Origin of the sequence: Komagataeibacter rhaeticus (assembly GCF_003207855.1) — a bacterium.
Classification (GTDB): domain Bacteria; phylum Pseudomonadota; class Alphaproteobacteria; order Acetobacterales; family Acetobacteraceae; genus Komagataeibacter; species Komagataeibacter rhaeticus.
On record NZ_NKTZ01000029.1, the window covers coordinates 1 to 20575 of the forward strand.

A 20575-nucleotide genomic window follows, 5' to 3' on the forward strand; every position below is an offset into this window, starting at 1 on the left:
GCCGGCATCCCGGAAGGGAAACTCCGCCCGCTCCGGCAAGCCATCACAATCACCGATAATCCTTAGCGTATATCTGTGCCCGTTTTATGTACGTCCCCCAGATCGCGGGCGATCCACCGATAACTCCGCTTTTCAGCCACCAGAGCCAGAACCTTCGGAGCCAGACGGTCAGACTTCGGCCGCTCTCCTTTCTGTCGGCCGAGAACCTTCCCGCGTGCCCTGGCAGCAGCCAGACCGGACTTCACCCGCTCGCTAATTAGATCCCGTTCGAACTCCGCAATCCCGGCCAGAACCGTCGCCAGCATCCGCCCATGTGGCGTCGCCAGGTCGAACATCATCCCCGTCATGGCGATCAGGGAAACACGATAGCTCTCCAGCTCCTGAAGCGTGGAGATGAGATCAATGGTCGAGCGCCCCCAGCGGGACAGCTCCGTCACCAGAATGGCGTCAATTTCACGGGCCTGGGCCAATGCCATGACCTTTCGACGCTCGGCCCGATCCACCCGGACGCCAGAGCCGGTCTCCATGTAAACGTCCAGCACTTCATAGCCCGCGCGTTCAGCAAACCGCTTCAGCTCGTCCTTCTGGCGCGCGCAGGACTGATCGGCCGTGGAAACCCGGCAATAGATGACCGCACGCTGTCCCATTTGAACCCTCCCGGAAAAACCACCATGCAACCCTTGATACACCGTGACTCCGGTCTGTCCCAATATGACTATAGACTGTTTGGGTCAACCTAATTTGAATGGAAGAAATGGGGGGGAAACAGACAGTCGGCTATCGGGATAGAGTTACCGAAAACAGCCTTTCGCAGTGTTCACATTCATGGCAGGGAGTAGAACTATTCAGGTGATTTCGCCTACTTCACGACAAGTATCACGTCGGCGGCTAAATATTTTCTATAGTTCAAATGCAAGTTCCTTCCATTGGAAGGAACTTGCGGGAAAAATAGGGTATCAGCGAGCAAGCGGATAATCCGTATAGCCTTCTGCACCCTGCGAGTACCAGGTGCGGATATCGTCCTTGTTCTGGGGCAGATTGTCTTCCAGACGACGCACGAGGTCCGGATTGGCGAGGAAAGGCCGACCAAACGAAATGGCGTCCGCAACACCGGTAGCGACTGTCTCGATCGCTTCTTCCCGTGTGTAGTCCTGATTCAGAACCAGCGGCTTCCTGAAGACTTCGCGGATCGGACCATGCAGCTTGGGCTGGTCGGTCTTGCCGAACGTGCCGTTCGGTCCGGGCTCGCGCAGTTCAAGGAAAGCGATATCGAGGTCATTCAGCAGCTTTGCGGCCGGCACAAAAACCTGCTCTGGATGACTGTCGATGCAGCCCTGCGTATCGCCATTGGGGGACAGCCTTACTGACGTTTTGTGCGCGCCAATCGTTGCGATCACGCGTTCGGTGACTTCACGCAGGAAGCGGATGCGGTTTTCCGGCGAACCGCCATATTCGTCGGAACGATGATTGGTGCCGTCCCGCAGAAATTCGTCGATCAGATAACCGTTGGCGGCATGAATCTGCACACCGTCAAAGCCTGCCTGAAGGGCATTGCGAGCAGCATTTTCGTAGTCGTTCAGGATGCGGGCAATGTCCTCCTTGGTGAGAGGGCGGGCGACTTCGGGAGCCTGCTTGCCATCGTACGTATGGAGGGCTTCAGGCGCTTTTGTCGCCGAGCAGGACACAGGTTGCTGGCCCGTCACGCTGGAATGAACCATCCGACCCATATGCCAGAGCTGGGCCACAATCTTTCCGCCCTTGGCGTGAACTGCGGCGGTGATGGGCTTCCAGGCTTCCACCTGTTCCTGCGACCACAGGCCCGGCGCATACGGCCAGCCAAGACCTTCGCGGCTGATCCCGGTCGCTTCTGAGATGATCAGACCGGCTCCGGCCCGTTGCGCGTAATATTCGGCCATGATGGGGGTGGGCACATGATCACGGGTGCCCCGACCGCGTGTCAGCGGCGCCATGAGAATTCTGTTTTTGGCGTAAATGCTTCCCAGTTCAATCGGCTCAAACAGGCTGGTCATGACAGATCCTTCTTAAAAGATGCAGTTCCTATGAATTTGGGAAGCCTCACGAGGAATACAACAGAAGGCTTACAACCTCGTCTGACTTGAGGTGAGCACTGCCTGTCTGCTGAATTGGTGAAGCCGACAGGCAGATTTGGGGGGGGAGCAGAATGTCCGCTGCTGAACGTGAGTTGCAGATTACGGACATTCTCTTCAAAGGCAGTTCCGAAAAAAAGTAATGTTCATAGTTTGGATGATTTTGTTACCGTTGAGCTTCGAGCTGCCGAAACCAACCCGTCCAGCCATTCCTGATGGCCATTGATCATCGGATTGGGACGCGTCGTTGCCAGTGTTTTGGCCGGTTCCCCATTCTGGGTTTCCTGCGTAAGAATTCTGACGCGTCCTTCCGGCAGATCTTCAATCAGCCAAGCATGGTGAACGTCAAGCCTCTCAGCTGAGCCTTCCTCGCCAGCCCATCCATGCCATGCCACCCGGCCTGGCTGGCCCGAAGCTGGAGGAACATATTCCGTGACTTCGGCCTCAACAGGAAAGCCAAACGTCTCAAAATAAAACCGCACTCCCTGCGCCAGTTCAGGACCTTTATCATCATAAAAGCGAGGGTTGGCGGAATTGGCATAATAGGTTGGCCATTTCGCCGGATGACTGAGTAACGGCCAGATTTCAGTAGTTGTCAGGCCTGCCACAATCATCTCATTCGAAGCGAAATTATCCGCGAAGCCCGGGATATAGCCCGGAGGCCAGAAGATTTCGTTTGCCATTGAGATTTTCTCCTCTGCTGAAAGCTGAGCTGTTTGATAATTCGCCCAAGATATAAATGCCAATCATGAGTTATGATAAGAGTCATAACTCATGAAAATATTAGAAATAAATCTACTCCGACGCCGCCGGTCGATAGCGTTCCAGCCAGTGCGCATAAGACGGCGGTAAAACCCAGGACGGCCGATCAAGACCAAGTTTCAATGCCGCCACGTAGGGCCAGTGCGGATCAGCAAGCTGTGCCCGTCCCACCATCACCAGATCCATCTGCTTCTTTTCCACGACCCCATTGGCTAGAAGCGGCGTATCGATCCCCCAGGACGACGCCACGGGCAGGCCCGTCTCACGATTGACCCGCTCGGCAATCGGCGCCAGAAATGCCGGACCCCACGGAATTTGTGCATCCGGCGTTGAGAAGCCGACGCTGACATTGAGCATGTCCAGTCCCTCCGCCTTGAACTGGCGGGTCAGGGTGATGGCTTCTTCAAGCGTCTCCTCATCCCGTCCGTCGAACTCAATGACTCCGAAGCGGGCCGTCAGGGGAAAAGTTTCAGGCCACACCTTGCGGACCGCACGGAGCGTTTCCAGAAGAAAACGGCTCCGTCCCGTCAGATCGCCGCCATACTCGTCTGTACGATGATTGGCATGAACCGAGAAAAAGCTTTGCGCGAGATAGCCATGGGCGAAATGCAGTTCGAGCCATTCGAACCCCGCCTCCACGGCCCGTCGCGTCGCGGCGACAAAGTCGGCCTGCACCCGCGCGATGTCCTCACGCGTCATTTCCCGCGGCACCTGGGGCAGGTTCGCGCCATAAGCGATGGCGGACGGCGAAATCGTCTCCCACCCGCGCGGGTCGCCCTCGGCAATATGGTCGTCACCCTCCCACGGTCGGTTGGCGCTCGCCTTCCGGCCTGCATGAGCAAGCTGAATCCCTGCGACGGCACCAGCGGCCTTGATCTCACGCGCAACAGCCGCCATGCCCGCGATATGCCGGTCATCCCATAACCCTGCACATCCGGGCGTGATCCGCCCTTCAGGAGAGACGGCCGTCGCTTCCACGATAACAAGACTGGAACCGCCGCGGGCAAGGCCTGCGTAATGGGCTGCGTGCCAATCGGTTGTGAAGCCGTCAACGGCGGTATACTGGCACATGGGCGGAACAACGATGCGATTTCGTAGTTGCGTGTTCTTTAGGGCGAAGGGCGTAAAGAGAGCGGGGGTCATGTCATGCTTCCTTAACGGATGTGACGCGGATCAGCGCCTTGCCGGAAAACTGTCGATGTTCGAGGTCATTCAGAAATGTCGGGAGATCCCTGAAGTCGCGAATGACGCTCTCTTCAGGAACGAGAGTCTGCTCCGCCAGACAGGCCAGAACACGATGTCCGGCCGTCGTAAGGTCGCGCCAGTCGGCATCGTCGCCATACTGATGCAGCGCACCGAGAGCGACTTCGTGAACTGAAATACAGCGGGTGAACGGGGGATCGGGCCATTCCGTCAGTCGGTTCTGGATGCATACGATATGCCCGTTCGCCTTCAGTGCGGGAGCCAGGGCTGCCGCATGATCCGCGCTCACGCAGTCGATCACTGCGTGGAAACGGTTTTGCAGTGTGTCGGGTAGCGCTTCGCCGGTTTTCAGAGGCCCTACAACGCAATCCTGCACGCCCATGGCCCGTAGCCGTGTCCAGTGCCGCTCATTGCACATCGCCGTCACGGCAAAACCCCGGTCCACGGCAAGCTGGGCGAGATAATTGCCCACACCGCCTCCTGCACCTGCGATCAGCAGCGTGTCTCCTGTCCGACTTGGCAGTTTGGCCAGTGCCAGCCACGCCGTCAGCGCAGGACAGGGCACGCCGGCCGCCGTCTCGAAATCCAGCGTTGAAGGCAGGTCGATCAGCGCTCGAAGGCCGACAGGCGTATATTCGGCGAAACTGCCGGGGCGCATCAGGCTCTGGTGATACGCCACGCGCCGCCCCAGCCACTCGGCTCCGACATCCCGCCCGACCGCCACCACGATGCCCGCGCCATCGACACCGGGGACCTGACCCGGCCCCCACAGCGCCAGACGCGCACCGAGGGCTTTCCAGTCAACCGGGTTCAGCCCGGCAACATGATTGCGCACCAGCACTTCATCGGGCTGAAGCACAGGGCGAGAAACACTCTTCAGCACGAGATCCAAGGCCGATGTTCCCTGCTCCCAGCACCAGGCCCGATAATGATCGGGAACCGCATAGTCTGTCATTTCGTATCCTTGCCTTCTGTGAGAACCGAGAGAACTTCCTGTGCAACCAGCGCGGAGGATTGCGGGTTCTGTCCCGTCACGAGCCGTCCGTCGCGGACCATGAACGGCTTGAAGTTCTCGCCCTTCTCATAAATCGCGCCCTCGTGGCGGAGCCGGGTTTCCAGCAGGAACGGAACGGTTTTTGTCAGGCCGGCGGCTTCTTCCTCACTGTCCGAGAAAGCGCTGATCTTCTTGCCTTTCACGAACGGGGTTCCATCGGGGTTACGAACTCCGGTCAGACTTGCCGGCCCGTGACAGACGAACGCAACAACCTTGCCGTCCGACCAAGCGCGCAGGATCAGACTCTGAAGCGGTGTGCTGTTGGGCATGTCCCACATCACACCGTGGCCGCCGGGAATAAAAACGGCGTCATACCCATCTACGGAAACACTGGTGATTTTGCGTGAGTGCTCCAGATCATCCATGGCAGGACGATCTTTCAGAAAGCGCTGCACGCTCTCGGGATCTTTGTCGCTATGCTGGACGGAGCGTGGATCGACCGGGATTTTCCCGCCTTCAATCGATGCGATATCGACCTGCGCACCCGCATCCCGAAAGACATAATAGGGTGTGGTCAGTTCCTCGAACCAGACGCCGGTCTGATGACCGGAAGCGCCCAGGGCCGCGTGAGAGGTCACGACCATCAGTATCTTGAACAGAGGGTGAGGCATGGCAGTTATCCTCGCAGGAATCATGAGTTGCGTCAGGATGGCATTGCCCTCAGAATAAATCCAATAGACACAGAATATGGGCCCCATAAACATGGGTGATATCAGGACCCTCGATCTCAACCTGCTCCGCGCGCTCGACATGCTGCTTGAGGAAGGCAGCGTGACACGGGCGGCCGAGCGGCTCGGCGTGACACAGCCAGCGGTCAGCAACATGCTGACGCGTCTTAGGGAGAATTTTGGCGATCCGCTGCTGGTCAGAACACAGCGCGGCATGACGCCCACAACGCGCGCGCGCGATCTTGTCGCGCCGCTCAAGCGCATCTTGTGCGAGATCGGAACACTCTGTCAGCCAGACGCCTTCGACCCGGTTTCGGCGTCATTTACGGTTTCGATTGCCGCCACAGATTATGCGCTTCAGGTTGTGCTGCTGCCGTTCATCGCTCGGTTGCGACAGGAGGCGCCTGGAATCACGCTTGCGGTTTATCCGCTTGATGATGCCCGGCTTCAGGAGCAGTTGGAGAAAGGTCAGCTCGACATGGCGCTGATCACCCCCGAGACTTGCCCGCCCGACCTGCTGTCATCAAAGCTGTTTCATGAAGAGTATATCTGCGCGGCGCGGAAGAACCATCCGACCGCGGGCATGCACATGACGCTGGATCAGTATTGCGCGGCCGGTCATATCATCGTCTCGTATGAAGGCGGGCGGTTCTGCGGCGCGACAGACAGGCAACTCAAAACACTTGGACGTAGGCGTCATGTCGCCCTGTCCGTGCCAAATTTTCTGGCACTCCCTGATCTTCTTCTGAAGACGGACCTGATCACGATGGCCCCACGTAGACTTTTACACGGGAGGAGGGATCTTGTACTGTTCAGTCCACCCAGTCCCCTGACTGTGCCGGGCTTTGACAAGATTCTTGCCTGGCACTGCCGTACCGGGAGCGACCCCCGTTATCAGTGGTTACGTAGTAAAGTAGCAGACATCACCAAATGCGTTTCAGAGCATGTTTGACGAGACTTGATGTCTGCTAAACGGAAAATTATTTGGGTATTTTCATGGCCGAGATGAGGGCGTAAGCTGCCATCCTACTTTTGATAAATGCCATTATCAGAGGTAGCGATGCGCGACGGATTTCTACGTCAAACCTGCCGATCAAAGAAATGGTCCATACACTACAAAGAGGACACTTCCGGTAGAGCTGCTCCTTCTTTCACATCAAACGCCCAAACACGAAATTCCTGACAGGTCCGTTTTACGCCACTCGGGAGGACCTTACTCCATCGCCATGTAACTTACATACCTCGGTCTCCGCCAATCCCGGTGCGATTCAATTCATAAATCAAGGCGTACATTGATTTTTATTCAATACCCCAAACCAAGAAACGAATGGAACTGTCTGCCCATCAATGGTTGTTATTTTTTGCACGGTAACTGCCACAGCATTGTCTTCTTTGGTTGCATTATATCCAGCCACTATATACCAGTTTCCTGCAGGAAGATTATTAAAATTAAAATGCCCTCTCGATGGGCAAGTATTAGGGCCATCTGCAGGGCACGAAATATGAGGAATAAATGGCATAACCGAAGATTCAACCCATCGGGGATCATTCAATGTATGATAGCTATGCAACAAGTAGTAATGTTTCATTTTTTCTGAAAGATTATACATATAATCATTTTCGGGAAGAAGGTCTATTGTAAAATTTCGAGAAGGGTTATCGTGATATGAACTTTCTATTGGATAAGAATCATATGTTCCATTAGGAACTTGATAGTTATGATATTTTTCAAAATATCCTCCACTAACACATCCTTTAATAGAAGCACTCCCTTTTTTCTTTGCCCATGATACTTCATTTATATTTAATGGTATTTTTGGTGGCGTAGGCTGCACACAACCAAAAAGAAGAAGCGACGAAGATATTGCAAAAAACAATCCTTTAACATTGTTATTTTTTGTCATTTTCTATCCTTTCTTGATCTGTCAAATTTTTATTGCTTGGCATTGCCTTTACCGCATTTGACTCGTTGTACGCAGCCTTGACCGACTTTTCGAAACTATTCGTTAGGGACAAAATCTCGCCCGCTTCATTCGTATCAAAATCATTACTGATCGCATGGTTTGCAGTTGATGGATCACGGGACACGACACCTGACGTAGATCCGGAATTAATTGTGATATTTGACCCAATAGAAGAGAGGCTGTTCGATGAAGTCATACCAATTACTGGTGCCGCAAATCCGCTTACATTAGCTCCTCCATCAAAAGTTTTTCTTTTTGTATTTTCTATTCCTTGATCCGGTCCTGTATTCCCTCCACTCCCCAGATTACCGTATGAGATACTGGCAGATGCGCCGGCATATTCTGATTTATTCTGTTCATCATTCGCCGTCAGGCTACCCGTTGTAACCATGTTGCCGGATGCCGCCGTGCTTTCCATGACGCCGGCATTGAGGGTCGTGCTGCTGGCAACATCGACATCAAGGCCGCCCTGACCTGCATAAAGCCCGGAAAGGCCACTGGCTTCCGTCGAGGCGTAAGTGTCAGACAGAACCCCTGCCGAGGCATTGACCGAAAAACCCATCTCCCCGCCCGTGCCATAGACGGGAACGGCAAAGCTGAAGCCTGCGCTCTCATTCGTGCTGAGATAGCTTGCCGTATTCTGTGCCGAGGTAATATTCAGGTTACCCGCCGCCACATCTACGGAACCACCGGATACCCTGGCCCCGTCCAGCGTGGTCGTCCCCGCCCCATTATCGATGCTCACATTCTGCGCACCCGTGACCGTCGTATCTACCTGTGTCGTGCTTTGTGAATTCGTGTGGGAATGGGAGGCACTGAGTTGCCCCGTAACACTGACCCCCCACTGCAGATTGGCGTTCAGCGAGGCCGTCGCGCCGACAAAAGCGGACAGGGCCGTCTGGCTGGTAGTCGTATGCGTGGTGTCCTGTCCCGACTGGAGCTGGATATTGCCCGGCGCCGCCAGCGTGACACTCTCACCTGACAGGCTCGCGGCCGTGGCGATGATATCCCCGGCATTGCTGTCTGTCGCAGGCTGCGCCCCGGTCGCAGTCATGGTCAGTCCATCGCCAGCTTCTGCTTCAGATCCCTTTGCCGTGGTCGAAATAGTTTCGGATGTCTTGCTGTCATGCTCGAATCCGACTTCCGCCTGTACTCCTACCAATTCTATGTTGGATTTCGTTACGTCTGATGTTGTCGCGGCCAGCTTGGTATCCACGAGCGTGGCCACAGTCTTCCCGATACTGACGCCGCTCTCCGCAGTTGACAGGGCATCCAGTGACTGGGTCGCCATGTCCTTGTCGCTGGCAGTCTGGGCCGCCGACAGGGCCAGATTGGCGGCCTGTCCGACAAGGGAGGTATCCGACAGTCCGACCTGCACGCCAATGAACTTGAAATCGCTGGTCTGCTTCGTGCTGGATACATCAGACAGTGCGTTGAGCAGGACAGAGGATCCGGTTACGTTCAGATCCTTCGCGGCAACAAGATCAGAAGCGTTGATGACTACTGGGCCGCCGCCGGTAGCAGACAGGGTGCCCCCAGTCGCCACAATCATGCTCGGAGTCCAGGTCGTGCTGCTGTCACTGACGCTTTCTTTGGAAGATCCGAACCCAACCCTAGCCTTGGCACCGTCAGTATCAAAATAAAATCCTTTACTTTCCTTATCGTAATATGACTGCGCCGTGCTCTGGAGCGCATTCTCCGTAAGACTGCCACCTGCCTGAAGCGTGACATTGCCGCCGCCTGCGACAGTGCCCGCCACGGACATGTCCTTGCCCGAGACCATGGTGACATTGCCATTGGCCGCCACCGTGCTGCCGACCTGGTCGGTGGAACTCTCGCTCGAGGTCGTGGTGGTCCTGTTCAGGAAGCCGTGCTCGACGGTGCGGGTATAGGAGGACTGGCTGTCGGTGACCGCGTTGAGGTTCACGTTGCCCGTCGCCATCAGCGTGGCCGACTTCCCGGCCGCGACCGTGGCGCCCGCCAGGGTGAGGTCGCCGCCGAGGGCGGCCGCCGTCAGGTTCCCGCCCGTGCTGACCGACGCCCCAAAATTCTCCGTCTCGGCCGCGCGGTGGCTGTAATCATGCTGCTCGATGTCCTGCGACGCGCTCGCCGCAACCGAACCCAGCGTGATCCCCTGCCCTGCCACAAGCGTGGTATCGCCCAGCGCGCTGAGCGACCCGCCATCAAACGTGATGTCCTTCGCCGCATGGATCTGCGCATCGCCCCCCGAGGTGATGGTGCCCTGCGCGCCCAGTGACTGCGCCTTCCCGCCATCGACCATGAAGGTATTGAGCTGGTCCTCGTTGACGACCGAGCCGTTCAGCGCCGCCAGCGCCACGCTGCCGCCCGACAGCGTCCCGCCGGCATTGACGATATCCCCGCTGGTCGCGGTCAGCGACAGCGCGTTGCTGGCGTTGATCGTGCCGGTATTGTTGATGCTCGAGCCGGTCAGCGACACGTTGGTCGCCGAGATCTCCGCCCCGTCCGTAAGCGTCGCCTGGCCTGGGGCCAGATACAGCTTCGGCGCCAGCACACTGCGCCCGTCCACCGTCTCGGGCACATACCAGACAATGTTCTGCGTCAGCGCCGCCTGCTGGCTGGCCGTCAGCGCTGCGCCAAAGGTCAGGTCAAGCGCATTGGATTCCGAGACCGCGTTGTTGAGCAGCAGTTCCATCTGCTCGTTGGCCGTCTCGTAGCTGCTGCCAAGGAAGGTCTGGCCCGTCGACGCCACGATCTGCTGCTGGATGAACTCCGTATCGAAATACGAATCCCCCAGGAACTCGTAATCCGCCGTGTTGTCGCCCAGCCGGTTGACCAGGTATTGCGAGCCATAGAAGCCGCTGAAGGTCGCGTATTTCGGGTTGGTCTCGATCAGGTAATGCGCGCTGGGGTCCGGATCGGCGATGAACAGCGCGCTGCCGCCCGGAATGGCCGAGATCACCGTCGGGATGGTCGGGTCGCTGCTGGTGGCAAATCCCGGCAGCGTCATCGCGGCTTCCTGGGCCGTCGCCGACGCCTTCACCTGCGCGGTCTCGACCCCCTGATAGGCCAGGGTGCCGCCCGTGGTGGCGGGCGCCGCCGCACTGCTCCGCGTGCCGGCCGCCCCCGCGACCCCGGTGCTGACATCCGCCAGGGCCGCCGTCGCCCCGCCGTTCAGCGCGGCGTCAGCCGCAACCCCGGACGCAGACGAAGCGGCAGCCACCGGAGACAGGCCGCCCGGCGTCTCGCCGGTATAGCTGGTATATTCACTGGAACTCGCGTTGGCGATTTCCGTCTGGTTGTTGATCGTGCCCGTGAAGGTGCCCGTGATATTGTCTTTTGCAACGATGGTGCCGGTCGGGCCGTAATAGGTCTCGCTCGAACCCCATTTTTCCTTGGGCTGCGGAGCGGCCGTCCAGTAATGGCCGACCGTAATGAGGCCAAACTTCTTCTTGTGCCTTACGGCCGACGTCGACCCGCCCTTGAAGGCCGGGTCGGACTGACTGGTCCAGCTACAGCCGTAGAAGGCCTTGCAGGTTACATAGAAAGCATGCTGGACGGCGTAGCCGATATTGTCGAGGCTGCCCCCGCTGAGATTGATGTCGCGCCCCGCCGCGATATGGCTGGCATCGTTGATGATGCCACCTGTGGTTGTAATATCCACATCACGCCCGGCCGAGATCAGGGAGGCGGCGTTGTTGAGCGTGGCACGACCACCATCTTCCTGCACATAGATCGTGCCGCCCTGGGAATGACCGACAAGCTGGCCCGTGCCCTGTGCGCCGGTCACGGTATCCAGCAGGCCTGCCGGCACGGGAATATCGACATTGCTGCCGCCCGCGTAACTATGGCTCCACAGGACGGCATTGGCGACGACCGTCACCCCGCCCAGGACATCATTGGTGACCGTGCCAGCGTTGATCAGGACATCCCCGCTGGCGCTGTCAGCCACGATCTCGCCGGAGCGGTTGAACACGGCGGTGGCCGCCCCGCTGGCGCCATTGCCGATCCCGATCGACCCGTTATCCGAAAGGATGGCCCCAAGCTGGTTGGGATCACGACACGAAAGTGTATTTTACGTACGCTTGGAGTGAACACCTGTAGAACTGGCCACATTGAGGTTCACGCAACAAGTAGGGATGCAGGTACCCGAAGCGGTCGTAACGCGCCAGCTTCGGGCTGCTCATCGACATTCCAGCGATAGTCGCCTGTCAGAGAAATATGCTCCCAGCCGAGGGGTGCGATATGCTGGGCCAGGTCATCTGAAATACCGAGCGTCGTGATGGCAGACTGAAGATAGCGCGTATTCCATAGGATGACCGCTGCCACCAGCAGGTTCAGACCTGACGCCCGATAGGCCTGATTTTCAAAACGCCGATCCCGCAGTTCGCCAAGCTGATTGAAGAAGAGCGCCCGAGCCAGCGCATTCCGGGCTTCTCCCTTATTGAGTCCAGCCTGGGTTCGTCTGCGCAAATCCAGATCCTGTATCCAGTCGAGCATAAAAATTGACCGTTCGATCCGGCCGACTTCGCGCAAAGCCACAGCCAGACCATTCTGACGGGGGTAAGATCCGAGTTTGCGCAGCATGGCCGAAGCGGTCACGGTTCCACTCCGAATAGATGTGACGAGACGCAGCAGGTCGTCCCAGTGTTCCACAATATGGTTGGTATTGATCAGGTCACCGGCCATCCCACCCAGAAGTTCGCCCGGGTGTTGTCCCGGAAAAAGGTGAAGTTTCCGCTCTTTCAGATCCCGTATCCTGGGCGCAAATCGATAACCAAAGAAGGGCATCAGCCCGAAAACATGATCCGATGCCCCACCCGTATCTGTATAATGCTCTTCAATGGAAAGTCCGTTAGCATGATAAAGCAGTCCATCCAGAACATAGGGCGCTTCACCGGCCGTCGCAGCAATCACCCGGGTCGAAAACGGATCATACTGATCGGAGATGTGGGTGTAGAAACTGACGCCCGGTTCACTGCCATTGCGCGCATTGATATCGCTGATCGCAGCGCCTCTGCCACCTGCATGAAACAATTGACCATCACTTGAGGACGATGTGCCGTCTCCCCAGAGTGACGCCAGGGGCAGCCCACGATGGGCTGCAACCATACGGCCAAGGGCTTCGGCGTATCCGGCCTCGCTGATATGCCAGTCATGCAGATGCGCCAACTGGCGCAGGGTGGCACCCTGACAGGTGTCGGCCATGCGTGTCAGACCAAGATTAATCCCATCCGCCAGGATCACCGTCAGCAGGGCGTTTTTGTCATCCGCGACACGGCTGGAACGGCGATGGGTAAAGCAGTCGGTGAAGCTGATCCAGCGGTCCACTTCCAGCAGAAGATCAGTAATCTTGATCCGTGGCAGCCGGTCGTAAGCCGCCCGCCTCAACTCTTCCACAGCAGGGGGTGTAATTGCTTTCAGAGGCGAAATCACAAGACCATGTGCATCAAGCCGGACCTGTGACAACTCGCCCTTCCTGGCAAGAGCCGTCACCCGGTTCAGCGCGGTTTCCAGCACTGCACGCCGTTGAGAAAGGAACGTGTCAGCCGTAGCATTGATCGCCAGAGGCAACGGTCCTTGCGCGCGCATCGCTGCAAACGTGGCTTCCGGAAGAAGGTAGGTGTCGAATGCGCGGTATTGGCGACTTTCCGTTACCCAGATGTCTCCGGCACGCAGACGCTCGCGCAGCTGAGTCAGAACACAGAGTTCGTAAGCCTGTCGTATGACTGTTCCCTCTGGCCTGACAAAGCTGTGCCAGGAAGGCGGAATGAAACGGATCGGACAGGAGTCAGGCAAGCGGCGTTTACCGGTCCGATAGAGGTCTCCAATGATCTGCACCGCCTTCAGTAATCCCTGTACCGTGCGACCACCCTGAAACTGGAACGCGTTCAGGAATGGACCAATGGCAGGACGAAGAGAGCGATGCCGGTTGATCAGTTCGGCCGTGCGATCAATGGTCTCTGGAGCTGTCAGGGTTTCAGCCCTGCCGATGGCGTCCTGGAGGCGGGGCCAGTCAATTCCCGTAATGGCAGACAGTGAATCAACACCCTGATCACGCGCCTCAATCAGATGACGGCAGGAGGTTGTCAGCAGACGAAGCTGGGCCTGCAACGATCGCATGGTGACAATCGCTTTGTCACGGATCCGGTGCTCGGCACGGCGCATCATGCTTCCGAGGAGTTTGTCCATCATTGTGAGGGTCGCGTCGGTTAGAACCTCCTCAAGTCGGACCCCGGCTGCCACCAGAATGGCGTAACGACGGGATGACCGAAGCTCGGCCAGATGCTGGGGCGTAATCCGGGCAGCTTCTTCGCTCAAACGGTCAAAGGCCACACGCGGTATGGTCGTGGCGCGAGCGCTGTCGAGGTTCAGGGATCGTACATACTCCAGGCGTTCCAGCAATCGCAGGATATTGCGCGCGGCTGGTGACAGGGGCGGGTTACGCAGCCACGAGAGCGAGGAGGCACTGCGATCGCCACGACGCTCCAGCATTTTGTCCAAACGACAACGGGTTTCCGGCGGCAGATCCCCTGCAAGGACGTCATGGACAAGGTGATCGGCCTGCTGGCGAGCACGGCGCACCAAGGCTTCAATGACAGTGACCGACGGCAGGAGAATGCTTCGGCGACGCATCTCGTCAATCAGGATCGCAGCCATGCGGGATGGCTGGGTCACATGATGTGCAATTGGCATCGCGAAACCGGTCATGTCATGAAATGCCGACCGATCGAAGGTTCGGTAGCCATAACGCTTCATCAGGTGGGCCAGATGGGATCGACGGGTTTCGTCACGACGTCCGTAATGGGACCAGAGCCCAGGGGACAGGTCGAGCTGCCGCGCAACAAATGACAGAATGGGAGCCGGTGGTGTTTCACCAGATTCCAGCACCCGTCCCGGCCAGCGCATGTAGAGCATGACCATCGCAAAACCCAATCGGGAAGTTTCTCCGCGGCGGGTTGCGATCAGATCGAAGTCATCCTGGCTGAGTGTAAAATGTCTCGTGATCTCGCGATCATCGACAGAAGGCTCGTAATGTCGGGCGAGAGCTTCACGGGTCAGAAGACGGCGCCGCGCCATGATCGGATGTCTCCTTCATGTGTCCGGAAGGGGATCGTTGGACGGACTGTCCCGGACAAGTGCAACACGTCATGGAATACAGCCGTGTGCTGTGTCTCATAAAGGTGGTACCATATGTTTTGCAGTCATGGGGCCTTATACGTTACACTTTCCCGTATGACACACATAATGATCGGCTATGCCCGCTGCTCGACGGACAAACAGGATCTCGCGGCCCAGCATCAGGAACTGCTCAAACTCGGTGTTTCTGCCGATCGTATTTACACCGACAAGGGCTTCACCGGCACGAACCGGGAAAGGGCCGGCCTTGACCAGGCACTGGCGGCTGTTCGTAGTGGCGATACTTTGGTCGTACCAAAGCTTGATCGACTGGCCCGCTCTGTCCTTGATGCACGGCTTATTGGCGACAGCCTGGCATCCCGTGGCGTGAAGCTTCAACTTGGGAACAGTATTCACGATCCGTCTGATCCAATGGGCAAGTTGTTCTTCAACATCCTTGCGACTTTCGCGGAGTTTGAAGCCGATCTGATCCGGATGCGTACTCGTGAAGGGATGGCCGTTGCACGCGACAAAGGTAAACTACGCGGAAAGAAACCCAAGCTTTCTGAACGTCAGCAAAAAGAGCTTCGCCGGATGTATGATACCGGCGATTACTCCATCAGCGATCTTTCAGAACTGTTTTCTATTTCTCGGCCAACTGTCTATCGAACTCTCAGCAGAACAGCCTCAACGTTCTTGTTGGGTTCACTCTAAGCGTACGTAAAGTACACTTTCGTGTCGTGACCCCTTCAGGGCAGACCCTGCATCCTGGCAGATGCCTGCCGTCTCCGTCACCTGACCAGACAGGCAACCGATGCTTTTATGGCCATCCTCGACGGCATGAGCGTGCATGATCTCCTGTCCTGACAGGACGCTTATGACCCATCCGGCCGGACGGTCAGGACACAGGACTGGTCCACCTTCGTCTCGTTGGCCGTTTTCTGGCAGCCAGCGATCCGGTCCCGACTGGCGTCCACAAGCCGGTTGGCCCGGACCATATGCCGCAGGCTTTCGGGATTGTCGGCCTCCATCATCAACGCACCAGATTCCCACCGATCCTGTCCGCCCACGATAAAGGAGGCCACCCGCGTCCCTAGTGACGATGGTAGGAGATAGGTCAAGGCAGGCGAGAACCCGATCCCGACAGCCAGACAGGCCAGCCCGACCTTCAGCACCCACCAGCTTTGCCGGTCCCGGGTGCGCGCCTGCCCGACAATGTCGGTCAGTTGCTGCCGCTCCACCTGAACCGCACGGATCGCGGTATGAAAGGCGGCCTGCATGTCCTGACTGACAGAAAGCCCTGCCTGGCGTACCCCCTGCCCGTAGGCCTGCGGTGTCATCTTCAGCGTCGGACTGGCCTCGATCGCCTTCATGCGCGCGCCCACGTCGTTCAGGGCCTTGACCAGTCTGGCCAGGTCCGGTGTGTAGTCTGGCGGCCGGTTGTCCCGCCATGCCTGGGGTAGCGCTTCCACGCTGCGCCGGAGCACCGTCATTTCGGCGCACAGATCCTCAAACGCACGGGCTGCCGGATCCGTCTCGCTCATGATGGAACCATCCCCTCATCCAGATTCAGTTTTCCGGCACGTCCAGACGATCATCATCCTGACCAGCCTCTTGCGTTCCGGCCCTTTTCTGCTTCCCGAAAAGCAGCCGCCTTCGCCCTTCTTCCATTGCCAGGAGCGTAAGCCTGTTGGGCCGACTGTCTGAAGCTGCGTTCTGAATAGTCCGTCGCAATCTTTCCGCATTGCGCGGACTACTCAGAAGATGTGCTGTCTCCTGACAAACGGCTTGTTCTTTTTCCTGCACAACATCCCTCCCCCGATCAGGCAGCCCGTTCCAGCCCCAGATGTGTCACGAACGGATCAAAGTCCCGGTCACTGTAAAGAAGCCGATACCCGCTTACGATGCATCGTGTGGCAATCAGGGTATCAATGGTCTTCCGGATGGTGATGCCTCTGGCGCGCAGATCACGGAAATATCGTGCCGCCTCGATCATGACATCACGTCCCCCGATCTCCACCAGATCCAGGGCACCAAGCATCCGCCGTGCCTTGTTGAAATCCCGCTCACTCGCAAATCCCTGGAGAACTTCCGTCATCATCAGATCCCCAATGGCGACAAGTTCTTCTCCCAGAAGCCGGTCCAGAACATCAACCTGTGGCGTAACCGTACCCCGGAAAAAATCGATCCAGACCGATGAATCCACCAGGATCATGCGTCGGAGCGCATGGCATCAAGATCACCCTGCCAGTCGAGCTTTCCCCGCAAGGTGCGGAGTTCCCGCTGCTGCTTCAGCTTGATCAGCGTCCGCAACCCGAGTTCGACCGCTTCCTTCTTGGTTTTGACGCCAGACGCCTTCAGCGCATCTGTCATGAGGGTATCATCAATGATGATGTTTGTTCGCATGATGTGTATCTCCAATAGAAATCATACACATTAAATCATCCGCTCTCAAGCATGCCGCAGGACATCAGGTATCCTCCCACGGATTGAGAACCCGCACACCAGCCGCCTCGAAAGGCAACACGTCGCGGCTGGCCACGACATAACCCCGGGATGCAGCGGTTGCTGCAATATAGCCATCTGCCTTGCCAATCGCCCGACCTTCTGACCTGGCCCGCACCATCAGTTCGGCATAGGCCTGGGACGCCGCCAGATCGAACGACAGGACACGCCCCGCGAACAAGGGCAATACCTCCTGTTCCAGCCGCTCATGCAGTACAGAACGCCGCCGACCGGTCGGCATCGCCCCGATCCCGAAACGCAGTTCCGCCACCGTGACGGCAGACAGAAAAAGCGTCTCGATCGCCTGTTCATCAATCCAGATCAGAACACGCGGCTCCGGCACAGGCTTCCACGGCTCCGAGATCACATTGGTATCAAGCAGGATCATTCGAAGGACATCGGCTCAGCCGGGGTCTGATCCCGAACCTGCAAGGCCGCGACATCCTGTTCGCTCACACCCGCCTCACGACCGATGGCTGCCAGCAGCGATCCCAGCCGGACCCGCTGCTGCGGCCGGACGGCCGCTTCCAGAATGGTCCGGATCTCCGCTTCCGTACTGCGCCCATGCAGCACGGCCTGCGCCTTCAGCGCCCGATGCGTCTCTTCCGGCAGGTTGCGAATAACGACAGAGGACATGACAGGACTCCCCATTTCTCAAGATTGATATCATAAATATCATTTCGATATCTTTCTAGAAAAACCCTATATCCCCTCATCCAGATTCAGTTTTCCGGCACGTCCAGACGATCATCGTCCCTGATCTGCCCCCTTGTTCCGATCCGCTCCAGAAGAGCTTTGGCACGAGCAGGCGTGGTCCGTGTCGCCCGTGCGGAAAAATACCGTTCCGCTTCTGCCTGCCCACCAAGCCGGGCCGCGACAGCCGTCGCAACAAAAAGGTTCATGCTGACACCTGAAAGCGCCGCCTGACGCGTTGCGGCTTCCCGCATATCTTCCGGAAGCCGAAGCTGGATTTTACTGCTACTCATCCTCTCATCCTTCGCAAAAGAACACCTGGCCGCACTGCTGGAATACCGAACCGTGATACAGCCCGCTGCATGTCTTTCAGATTGAACGTGGCGATCGCATCCGCATTCCCGTTGATCGCTGTCTCAACCACAAGTTCATCATCACCATGCGCACCTGTCGGTCGCCACCTGTAATCAAAAGAAACCGGCACACAACACCCTGCAAGTCCATCAAGAACCTCCAGAACTTCATCTCCCTGAACGCCCATTCGAAAAAGATTTTCAGAGCGACGCAACACCGCCTCATATTCGACCAGGAGGGTCGTGGAGAGCAGCAGACTGAAATTCCCATCCAAGGCCCCCAGCAAAAGCTGCCGGGACGCTCCATCCGGTGACATAAATCCCGAAAGAACAACATCCGTATCAAGAACAACGCGCATAGTGACATCATATATGACGTCACTGGTTAACGTAAATCAAAATCTCCTACATCCCCATATCCATATCCCGCCCCCTGGAGCGCGACAGCGAGCGCGTGCGCTGCGGCTGCAATCCATGATCGAGCGTCGATCCCTTCCGGATGCCCAGTTCGTGCCCCTTCTGCCGCAGGAGGGACTCAAGCTGCGCATCCCGCTTCAATTCCTTGAGCGCCACACCCTGCTGCTCGCGACTCAGCCCGTCCCATGCCTTCACGAACCGCGCGGCCCGCAATTCCGGACTTTTCCGCACCTTGTCCTCGTGTTCCAGCCCCTCGACCAGCCTGCGCGCCCGCGCCGGCCCTTCCAGCCCGTACAGGGCCTGCCGGATCTCCGGCTCATGCTTCACTGCGGTTTCCAGACCGATCACCGCTCCGGGCCTTAGCCGTTCGAGGGCCGTGCTGGCGTCAAGCCATGCCTTCTTCTGGTGCTCCAGCACCGGCAGGTCCTGCTCCACCATGCGCCCGATGTCCCGCACCACCCGCGCATACTGCTCCACCGCCTGGTGGAGCGGATCACCACCCGGCACAAACCCGCCCAGCCCGGCCGGCACCTGCGCGCGCTGCACGCGCGGCAGCCGCAACCCGGCAAAGGGAGAGGCGGGAGCCTCACGCCCAACCCCACTTTCCCCCTTACTGGCCCCGGCATCCACCCCGGCCGACACGTCTTTTTCCGATGTGCGATGACCAAGCCGCACGGACAGGTCCAACCCGTCGAACATCCCGCGCTTCCGCTGCGCCGGTGCCGGATCTGGCGTACGGACGGCTTCGGTCTGCCTGTCCTTATGGGGGCCAGAAGCAGCCTTGCCGCGCCCCACCACGATCTCGCTCTCGGGGACATGCAGCCCGCGCCGCCGCGCAAACCCGGCATCCCGATCCCGGACCTGCGGGTAATCCAGCGTGGTATCCTTCAGCCGCTCGCGCGACAGCCGCCGCACCAGCCCGTCCCGGTCGCCCACATCATCCCGGCCCCAATGGACAGACACGCTCTCCCGATGGCGCGACAGCGCCACATAAGCCCCATGCCGGTCCATGCTCCCCGTCGCCAGCACATGCGCCCGATCCACCGTCACACCCTGTGATTTGTGGATGGTGGCCGCATAGCCATGATCCAGCGCGTCATAATCCGCCACCGACACGGACACGACCCGACCGCGCCCGGTCCCACCCGGCCCGTCGAGCTGCACCGACAGCACGAGATCCCCGGCATCAGGCGACCCCACAATGCCCCGCACCGTACCCAGCGTACCGTTCTTCACCCCCAGCTCCCGGTCATTGCGCAGGAAGTAGACACGCTCCCCGTCGGCGAACACCCGCTCGCCCTGGGCGGTCGGCACCAGCACGTCGTCACCCAGCTCACCCGCCTCCCGCCGGATGGCGCGTGCCGCCTCGTTCAGTGCCCGCACATCGACACGCCGGTGCGCCAGCATGATCTGGCTGTCCTCTGGCGCGGCCTGCCGGGCTTCATCCCACCCGGCCACCACCCCGGCCCGCGCCTCTTCCAGCGTATCATGCCCGCGCACCAGGCCGGCCGCCTCATAGCGCCCCAACGCCTCACCCGTCCGCCCGGTCGCAAGCTCCTTCGTGGCTACCTGCTGCCAGCCTTCACGCTGCCGGCGAACCGTCGTGATCTCCACCGACCCGACCCGCTCGGCCACCGCCCGGAACGCCCCGCCGGCCTCGATCGCCTGCAACTGCTCGGGATCACCCACCAGCACGACCTTGGCCCCGGCACCGCGCGCGGCCGACAGCACCCGCTCCATCTGCCGTGAC

The 20575-nt window shown here is 58.4% G+C and carries 19 protein-coding genes and 1 pseudogene; 2 read left to right on the forward strand and 18 right to left on the reverse strand.

The annotated features are described in order from the left end of the window. Positions 1-62 precede the first annotated feature (62 nt). From CFR78_RS14640 to CFR78_RS14665, 6 genes are all read right to left on the reverse strand, one after another. Positions 63-647 (reverse strand): recombinase family protein, encoded by a 585-nt coding sequence (locus CFR78_RS14640; RefSeq protein WP_110581315.1) that lies wholly within the window; start codon positions 645-647, stop codon positions 63-65. Positions 648-956: 309 nt separating this feature from the next. Next, positions 957-2030 (reverse strand): alkene reductase, encoded by a 1074-nt coding sequence (locus tag CFR78_RS14645; RefSeq protein ID WP_006115447.1) that lies wholly within the window; start codon positions 2028-2030, stop codon positions 957-959. A gap of 224 nt (positions 2031-2254) precedes the next feature. Continuing rightward, positions 2255-2791 carry an SRPBCC family protein gene (locus tag CFR78_RS14650; protein ID WP_110581316.1) on the reverse strand — a complete coding sequence of 179 codons (537 nt, stop codon included), beginning with the start codon at positions 2789-2791 and terminating at the stop codon, positions 2255-2257. A gap of 112 nt (positions 2792-2903) precedes the next feature. After that, the gene (locus CFR78_RS14655; protein ID WP_025439977.1) at positions 2904-4013 is read right to left on the reverse strand and encodes an NADH:flavin oxidoreductase/NADH oxidase; all 1110 of its coding nucleotides are present in this window, start codon (positions 4011-4013) and stop codon (positions 2904-2906) included. 1 nt (position 4014) lies between these two features. Then, a complete protein-coding gene (locus CFR78_RS14660; protein ID WP_025439976.1) occupies positions 4015-5028 on the reverse strand; it encodes a zinc-binding dehydrogenase in 1014 nt (337 codons plus the stop codon). Further along, positions 5025-5738, reverse strand: a complete 714-nt coding sequence (locus tag CFR78_RS14665) for a type 1 glutamine amidotransferase domain-containing protein (RefSeq protein WP_041250523.1) — start codon at positions 5736-5738, stop codon at positions 5025-5027. The genes CFR78_RS14660 and CFR78_RS14665 overlap by 4 nt, the downstream gene beginning before the upstream one ends. A 91-nt stretch (positions 5739-5829) precedes the next feature. Between CFR78_RS14665 and CFR78_RS14670 the strand changes: the two genes are divergently transcribed. Further along, positions 5830-6747: a LysR family transcriptional regulator gene (locus CFR78_RS14670; RefSeq protein WP_025439974.1), complete on the forward strand. Its 918-nt coding sequence runs from the start codon at positions 5830-5832 to the stop codon at positions 6745-6747. Positions 6748-7075: 328 nt separating this feature from the next. Here CFR78_RS14670 and CFR78_RS16120 read toward each other — a convergent pair whose 3' ends face one another. The 3 genes from CFR78_RS16120 to CFR78_RS14680 all read right to left on the reverse strand — a co-directional run bounded on the left by CFR78_RS16120 (position 7076) and on the right by CFR78_RS14680 (position 14818). Beyond that, positions 7076-7699, reverse strand: coding sequence for a carboxypeptidase regulatory-like domain-containing protein (locus tag CFR78_RS16120; RefSeq protein ID WP_146220231.1), 624 nt, complete (start codon positions 7697-7699; stop codon positions 7076-7078). Then, positions 7686-11714: a hemagglutinin repeat-containing protein gene (locus tag CFR78_RS14675; RefSeq protein WP_110581317.1), complete on the reverse strand. Its 4029-nt coding sequence runs from the start codon at positions 11712-11714 to the stop codon at positions 7686-7688. Before CFR78_RS14675 ends, CFR78_RS16120 begins: the two co-directional genes overlap by 14 nt. A gap of 146 nt (positions 11715-11860) precedes the next feature. Beyond that, positions 11861-14818 carry a Tn3 family transposase gene (locus CFR78_RS14680; RefSeq protein ID WP_110548474.1) on the reverse strand — a complete coding sequence of 986 codons (2958 nt, stop codon included), beginning with the start codon at positions 14816-14818 and terminating at the stop codon, positions 11861-11863. 156 nt (positions 14819-14974) lie between these two features. On the opposite strand from CFR78_RS14680, the gene CFR78_RS14685 reads away from it, so the two are divergent. Further along, positions 14975-15571 carry a recombinase family protein gene (locus tag CFR78_RS14685; protein WP_110581318.1) on the forward strand — a complete coding sequence of 199 codons (597 nt, stop codon included), beginning with the start codon at positions 14975-14977 and terminating at the stop codon, positions 15569-15571. Positions 15572-15732: 161 nt separating this feature from the next. On the opposite strand, the gene CFR78_RS14695 is transcribed toward CFR78_RS14685, so the two are convergent. The 9 genes and pseudogenes from CFR78_RS14695 to CFR78_RS14730 form a co-directional block, all read right to left on the reverse strand. Continuing rightward, positions 15733-16401, reverse strand: coding sequence for a DUF6118 family protein (locus CFR78_RS14695; protein WP_110581319.1), 669 nt, complete (start codon positions 16399-16401; stop codon positions 15733-15735). 278 nt (positions 16402-16679) lie between these two features. After that, complete coding sequence (gene vapC, locus CFR78_RS14700; protein ID WP_102326276.1) at positions 16680-17072, reverse strand: type II toxin-antitoxin system VapC family toxin; 393 nt, start codon at positions 17070-17072, stop codon at positions 16680-16682. Then, positions 17069-17263, reverse strand: a complete 195-nt coding sequence (locus CFR78_RS14705; protein ID WP_010512615.1) for a type II toxin-antitoxin system VapB family antitoxin — start codon at positions 17261-17263, stop codon at positions 17069-17071. Before CFR78_RS14705 ends, vapC begins: the two co-directional genes overlap by 4 nt. A 64-nt stretch (positions 17264-17327) precedes the next feature. After that, positions 17328-17750 carry a type II toxin-antitoxin system VapC family toxin gene (locus CFR78_RS14710; RefSeq protein WP_110581320.1) on the reverse strand — a complete coding sequence of 141 codons (423 nt, stop codon included), beginning with the start codon at positions 17748-17750 and terminating at the stop codon, positions 17328-17330. Then, the gene (locus tag CFR78_RS14715) at positions 17747-17998 is read right to left on the reverse strand and encodes a FitA-like ribbon-helix-helix domain-containing protein (protein WP_010517485.1); all 252 of its coding nucleotides are present in this window, start codon (positions 17996-17998) and stop codon (positions 17747-17749) included. Before CFR78_RS14715 ends, CFR78_RS14710 begins: the two co-directional genes overlap by 4 nt. Positions 17999-18084: 86 nt before the next feature. Continuing rightward, complete coding sequence (locus tag CFR78_RS14720; protein ID WP_242448110.1) at positions 18085-18264, reverse strand: toxin-antitoxin system HicB family antitoxin; 180 nt, start codon at positions 18262-18264, stop codon at positions 18085-18087. Between the two features lie 30 nt (positions 18265-18294). Beyond that, positions 18295-18348: pseudogene (locus tag CFR78_RS16785) on the reverse strand (toxin-antitoxin system HicB family antitoxin); the annotation flags it as partial. Then, a complete protein-coding gene (locus CFR78_RS14725) occupies positions 18345-18767 on the reverse strand; it encodes a putative toxin-antitoxin system toxin component, PIN family (protein ID WP_007396294.1) in 423 nt (140 codons plus the stop codon). The pseudogene CFR78_RS16785 and the gene CFR78_RS14725, both read right to left, overlap by 4 nt. 46 nt (positions 18768-18813) lie before the next feature. Then, positions 18814-20575: AAA family ATPase (locus CFR78_RS14730; protein WP_110581321.1), on the reverse strand; the 1762-nt coding region annotated here is incomplete at its 5' end.

Coding starts and splice junctions, on each gene's coding strand:
- CFR78_RS14640 (WP_110581315.1), bottom strand. CDS start 647: ATGGGACAGCGTGCGGTCATCTATTGCCGGGTTTCCACGGCCGATCAG.
- CFR78_RS14645 (WP_006115447.1), bottom strand. CDS start 2,030: ATGACCAGCCTGTTTGAGCCGATTGAACTGGGAAGCATTTACGCCAAA.
- CFR78_RS14650 (WP_110581316.1), bottom strand. CDS start 2,791: ATGGCAAACGAAATCTTCTGGCCTCCGGGCTATATCCCGGGCTTCGCG.
- CFR78_RS14655 (WP_025439977.1), bottom strand. CDS start 4,013: ATGACCCCCGCTCTCTTTACGCCCTTCGCCCTAAAGAACACGCAACTA.
- CFR78_RS14660 (WP_025439976.1), bottom strand. CDS start 5,028: ATGACAGACTATGCGGTTCCCGATCATTATCGGGCCTGGTGCTGGGAG.
- CFR78_RS14665 (WP_041250523.1), bottom strand. CDS start 5,738: ATGCCTCACCCTCTGTTCAAGATACTGATGGTCGTGACCTCTCACGCG.
- CFR78_RS14670 (WP_025439974.1), top strand. CDS start 5,830: ATGGGTGATATCAGGACCCTCGATCTCAACCTGCTCCGCGCGCTCGAC.
- CFR78_RS16120 (WP_146220231.1), bottom strand. CDS start 7,699: ATGACAAAAAATAACAATGTTAAAGGATTGTTTTTTGCAATATCTTCG.
- CFR78_RS14680 (WP_110548474.1), bottom strand. CDS start 14,818: ATGGCGCGGCGCCGTCTTCTGACCCGTGAAGCTCTCGCCCGACATTAC.
- CFR78_RS14685 (WP_110581318.1), top strand. CDS start 14,975: ATGACACACATAATGATCGGCTATGCCCGCTGCTCGACGGACAAACAG.
- CFR78_RS14695 (WP_110581319.1), bottom strand. CDS start 16,401: ATGAGCGAGACGGATCCGGCAGCCCGTGCGTTTGAGGATCTGTGCGCC.
- vapC (WP_102326276.1), bottom strand. CDS start 17,072: ATGATCCTGGTGGATTCATCGGTCTGGATCGATTTTTTCCGGGGTACG.
- CFR78_RS14705 (WP_010512615.1), bottom strand. CDS start 17,263: ATGCGAACAAACATCATCATTGATGATACCCTCATGACAGATGCGCTG.
- CFR78_RS14710 (WP_110581320.1), bottom strand. CDS start 17,750: ATGATCCTGCTTGATACCAATGTGATCTCGGAGCCGTGGAAGCCTGTG.
- CFR78_RS14715 (WP_010517485.1), bottom strand. CDS start 17,998: ATGTCCTCTGTCGTTATTCGCAACCTGCCGGAAGAGACGCATCGGGCG.
- CFR78_RS14720 (WP_242448110.1), bottom strand. CDS start 18,264: ATGAACCTTTTTGTTGCGACGGCTGTCGCGGCCCGGCTTGGTGGGCAG.
- CFR78_RS14725 (WP_007396294.1), bottom strand. CDS start 18,767: ATGCGCGTTGTTCTTGATACGGATGTTGTTCTTTCGGGATTTATGTCA.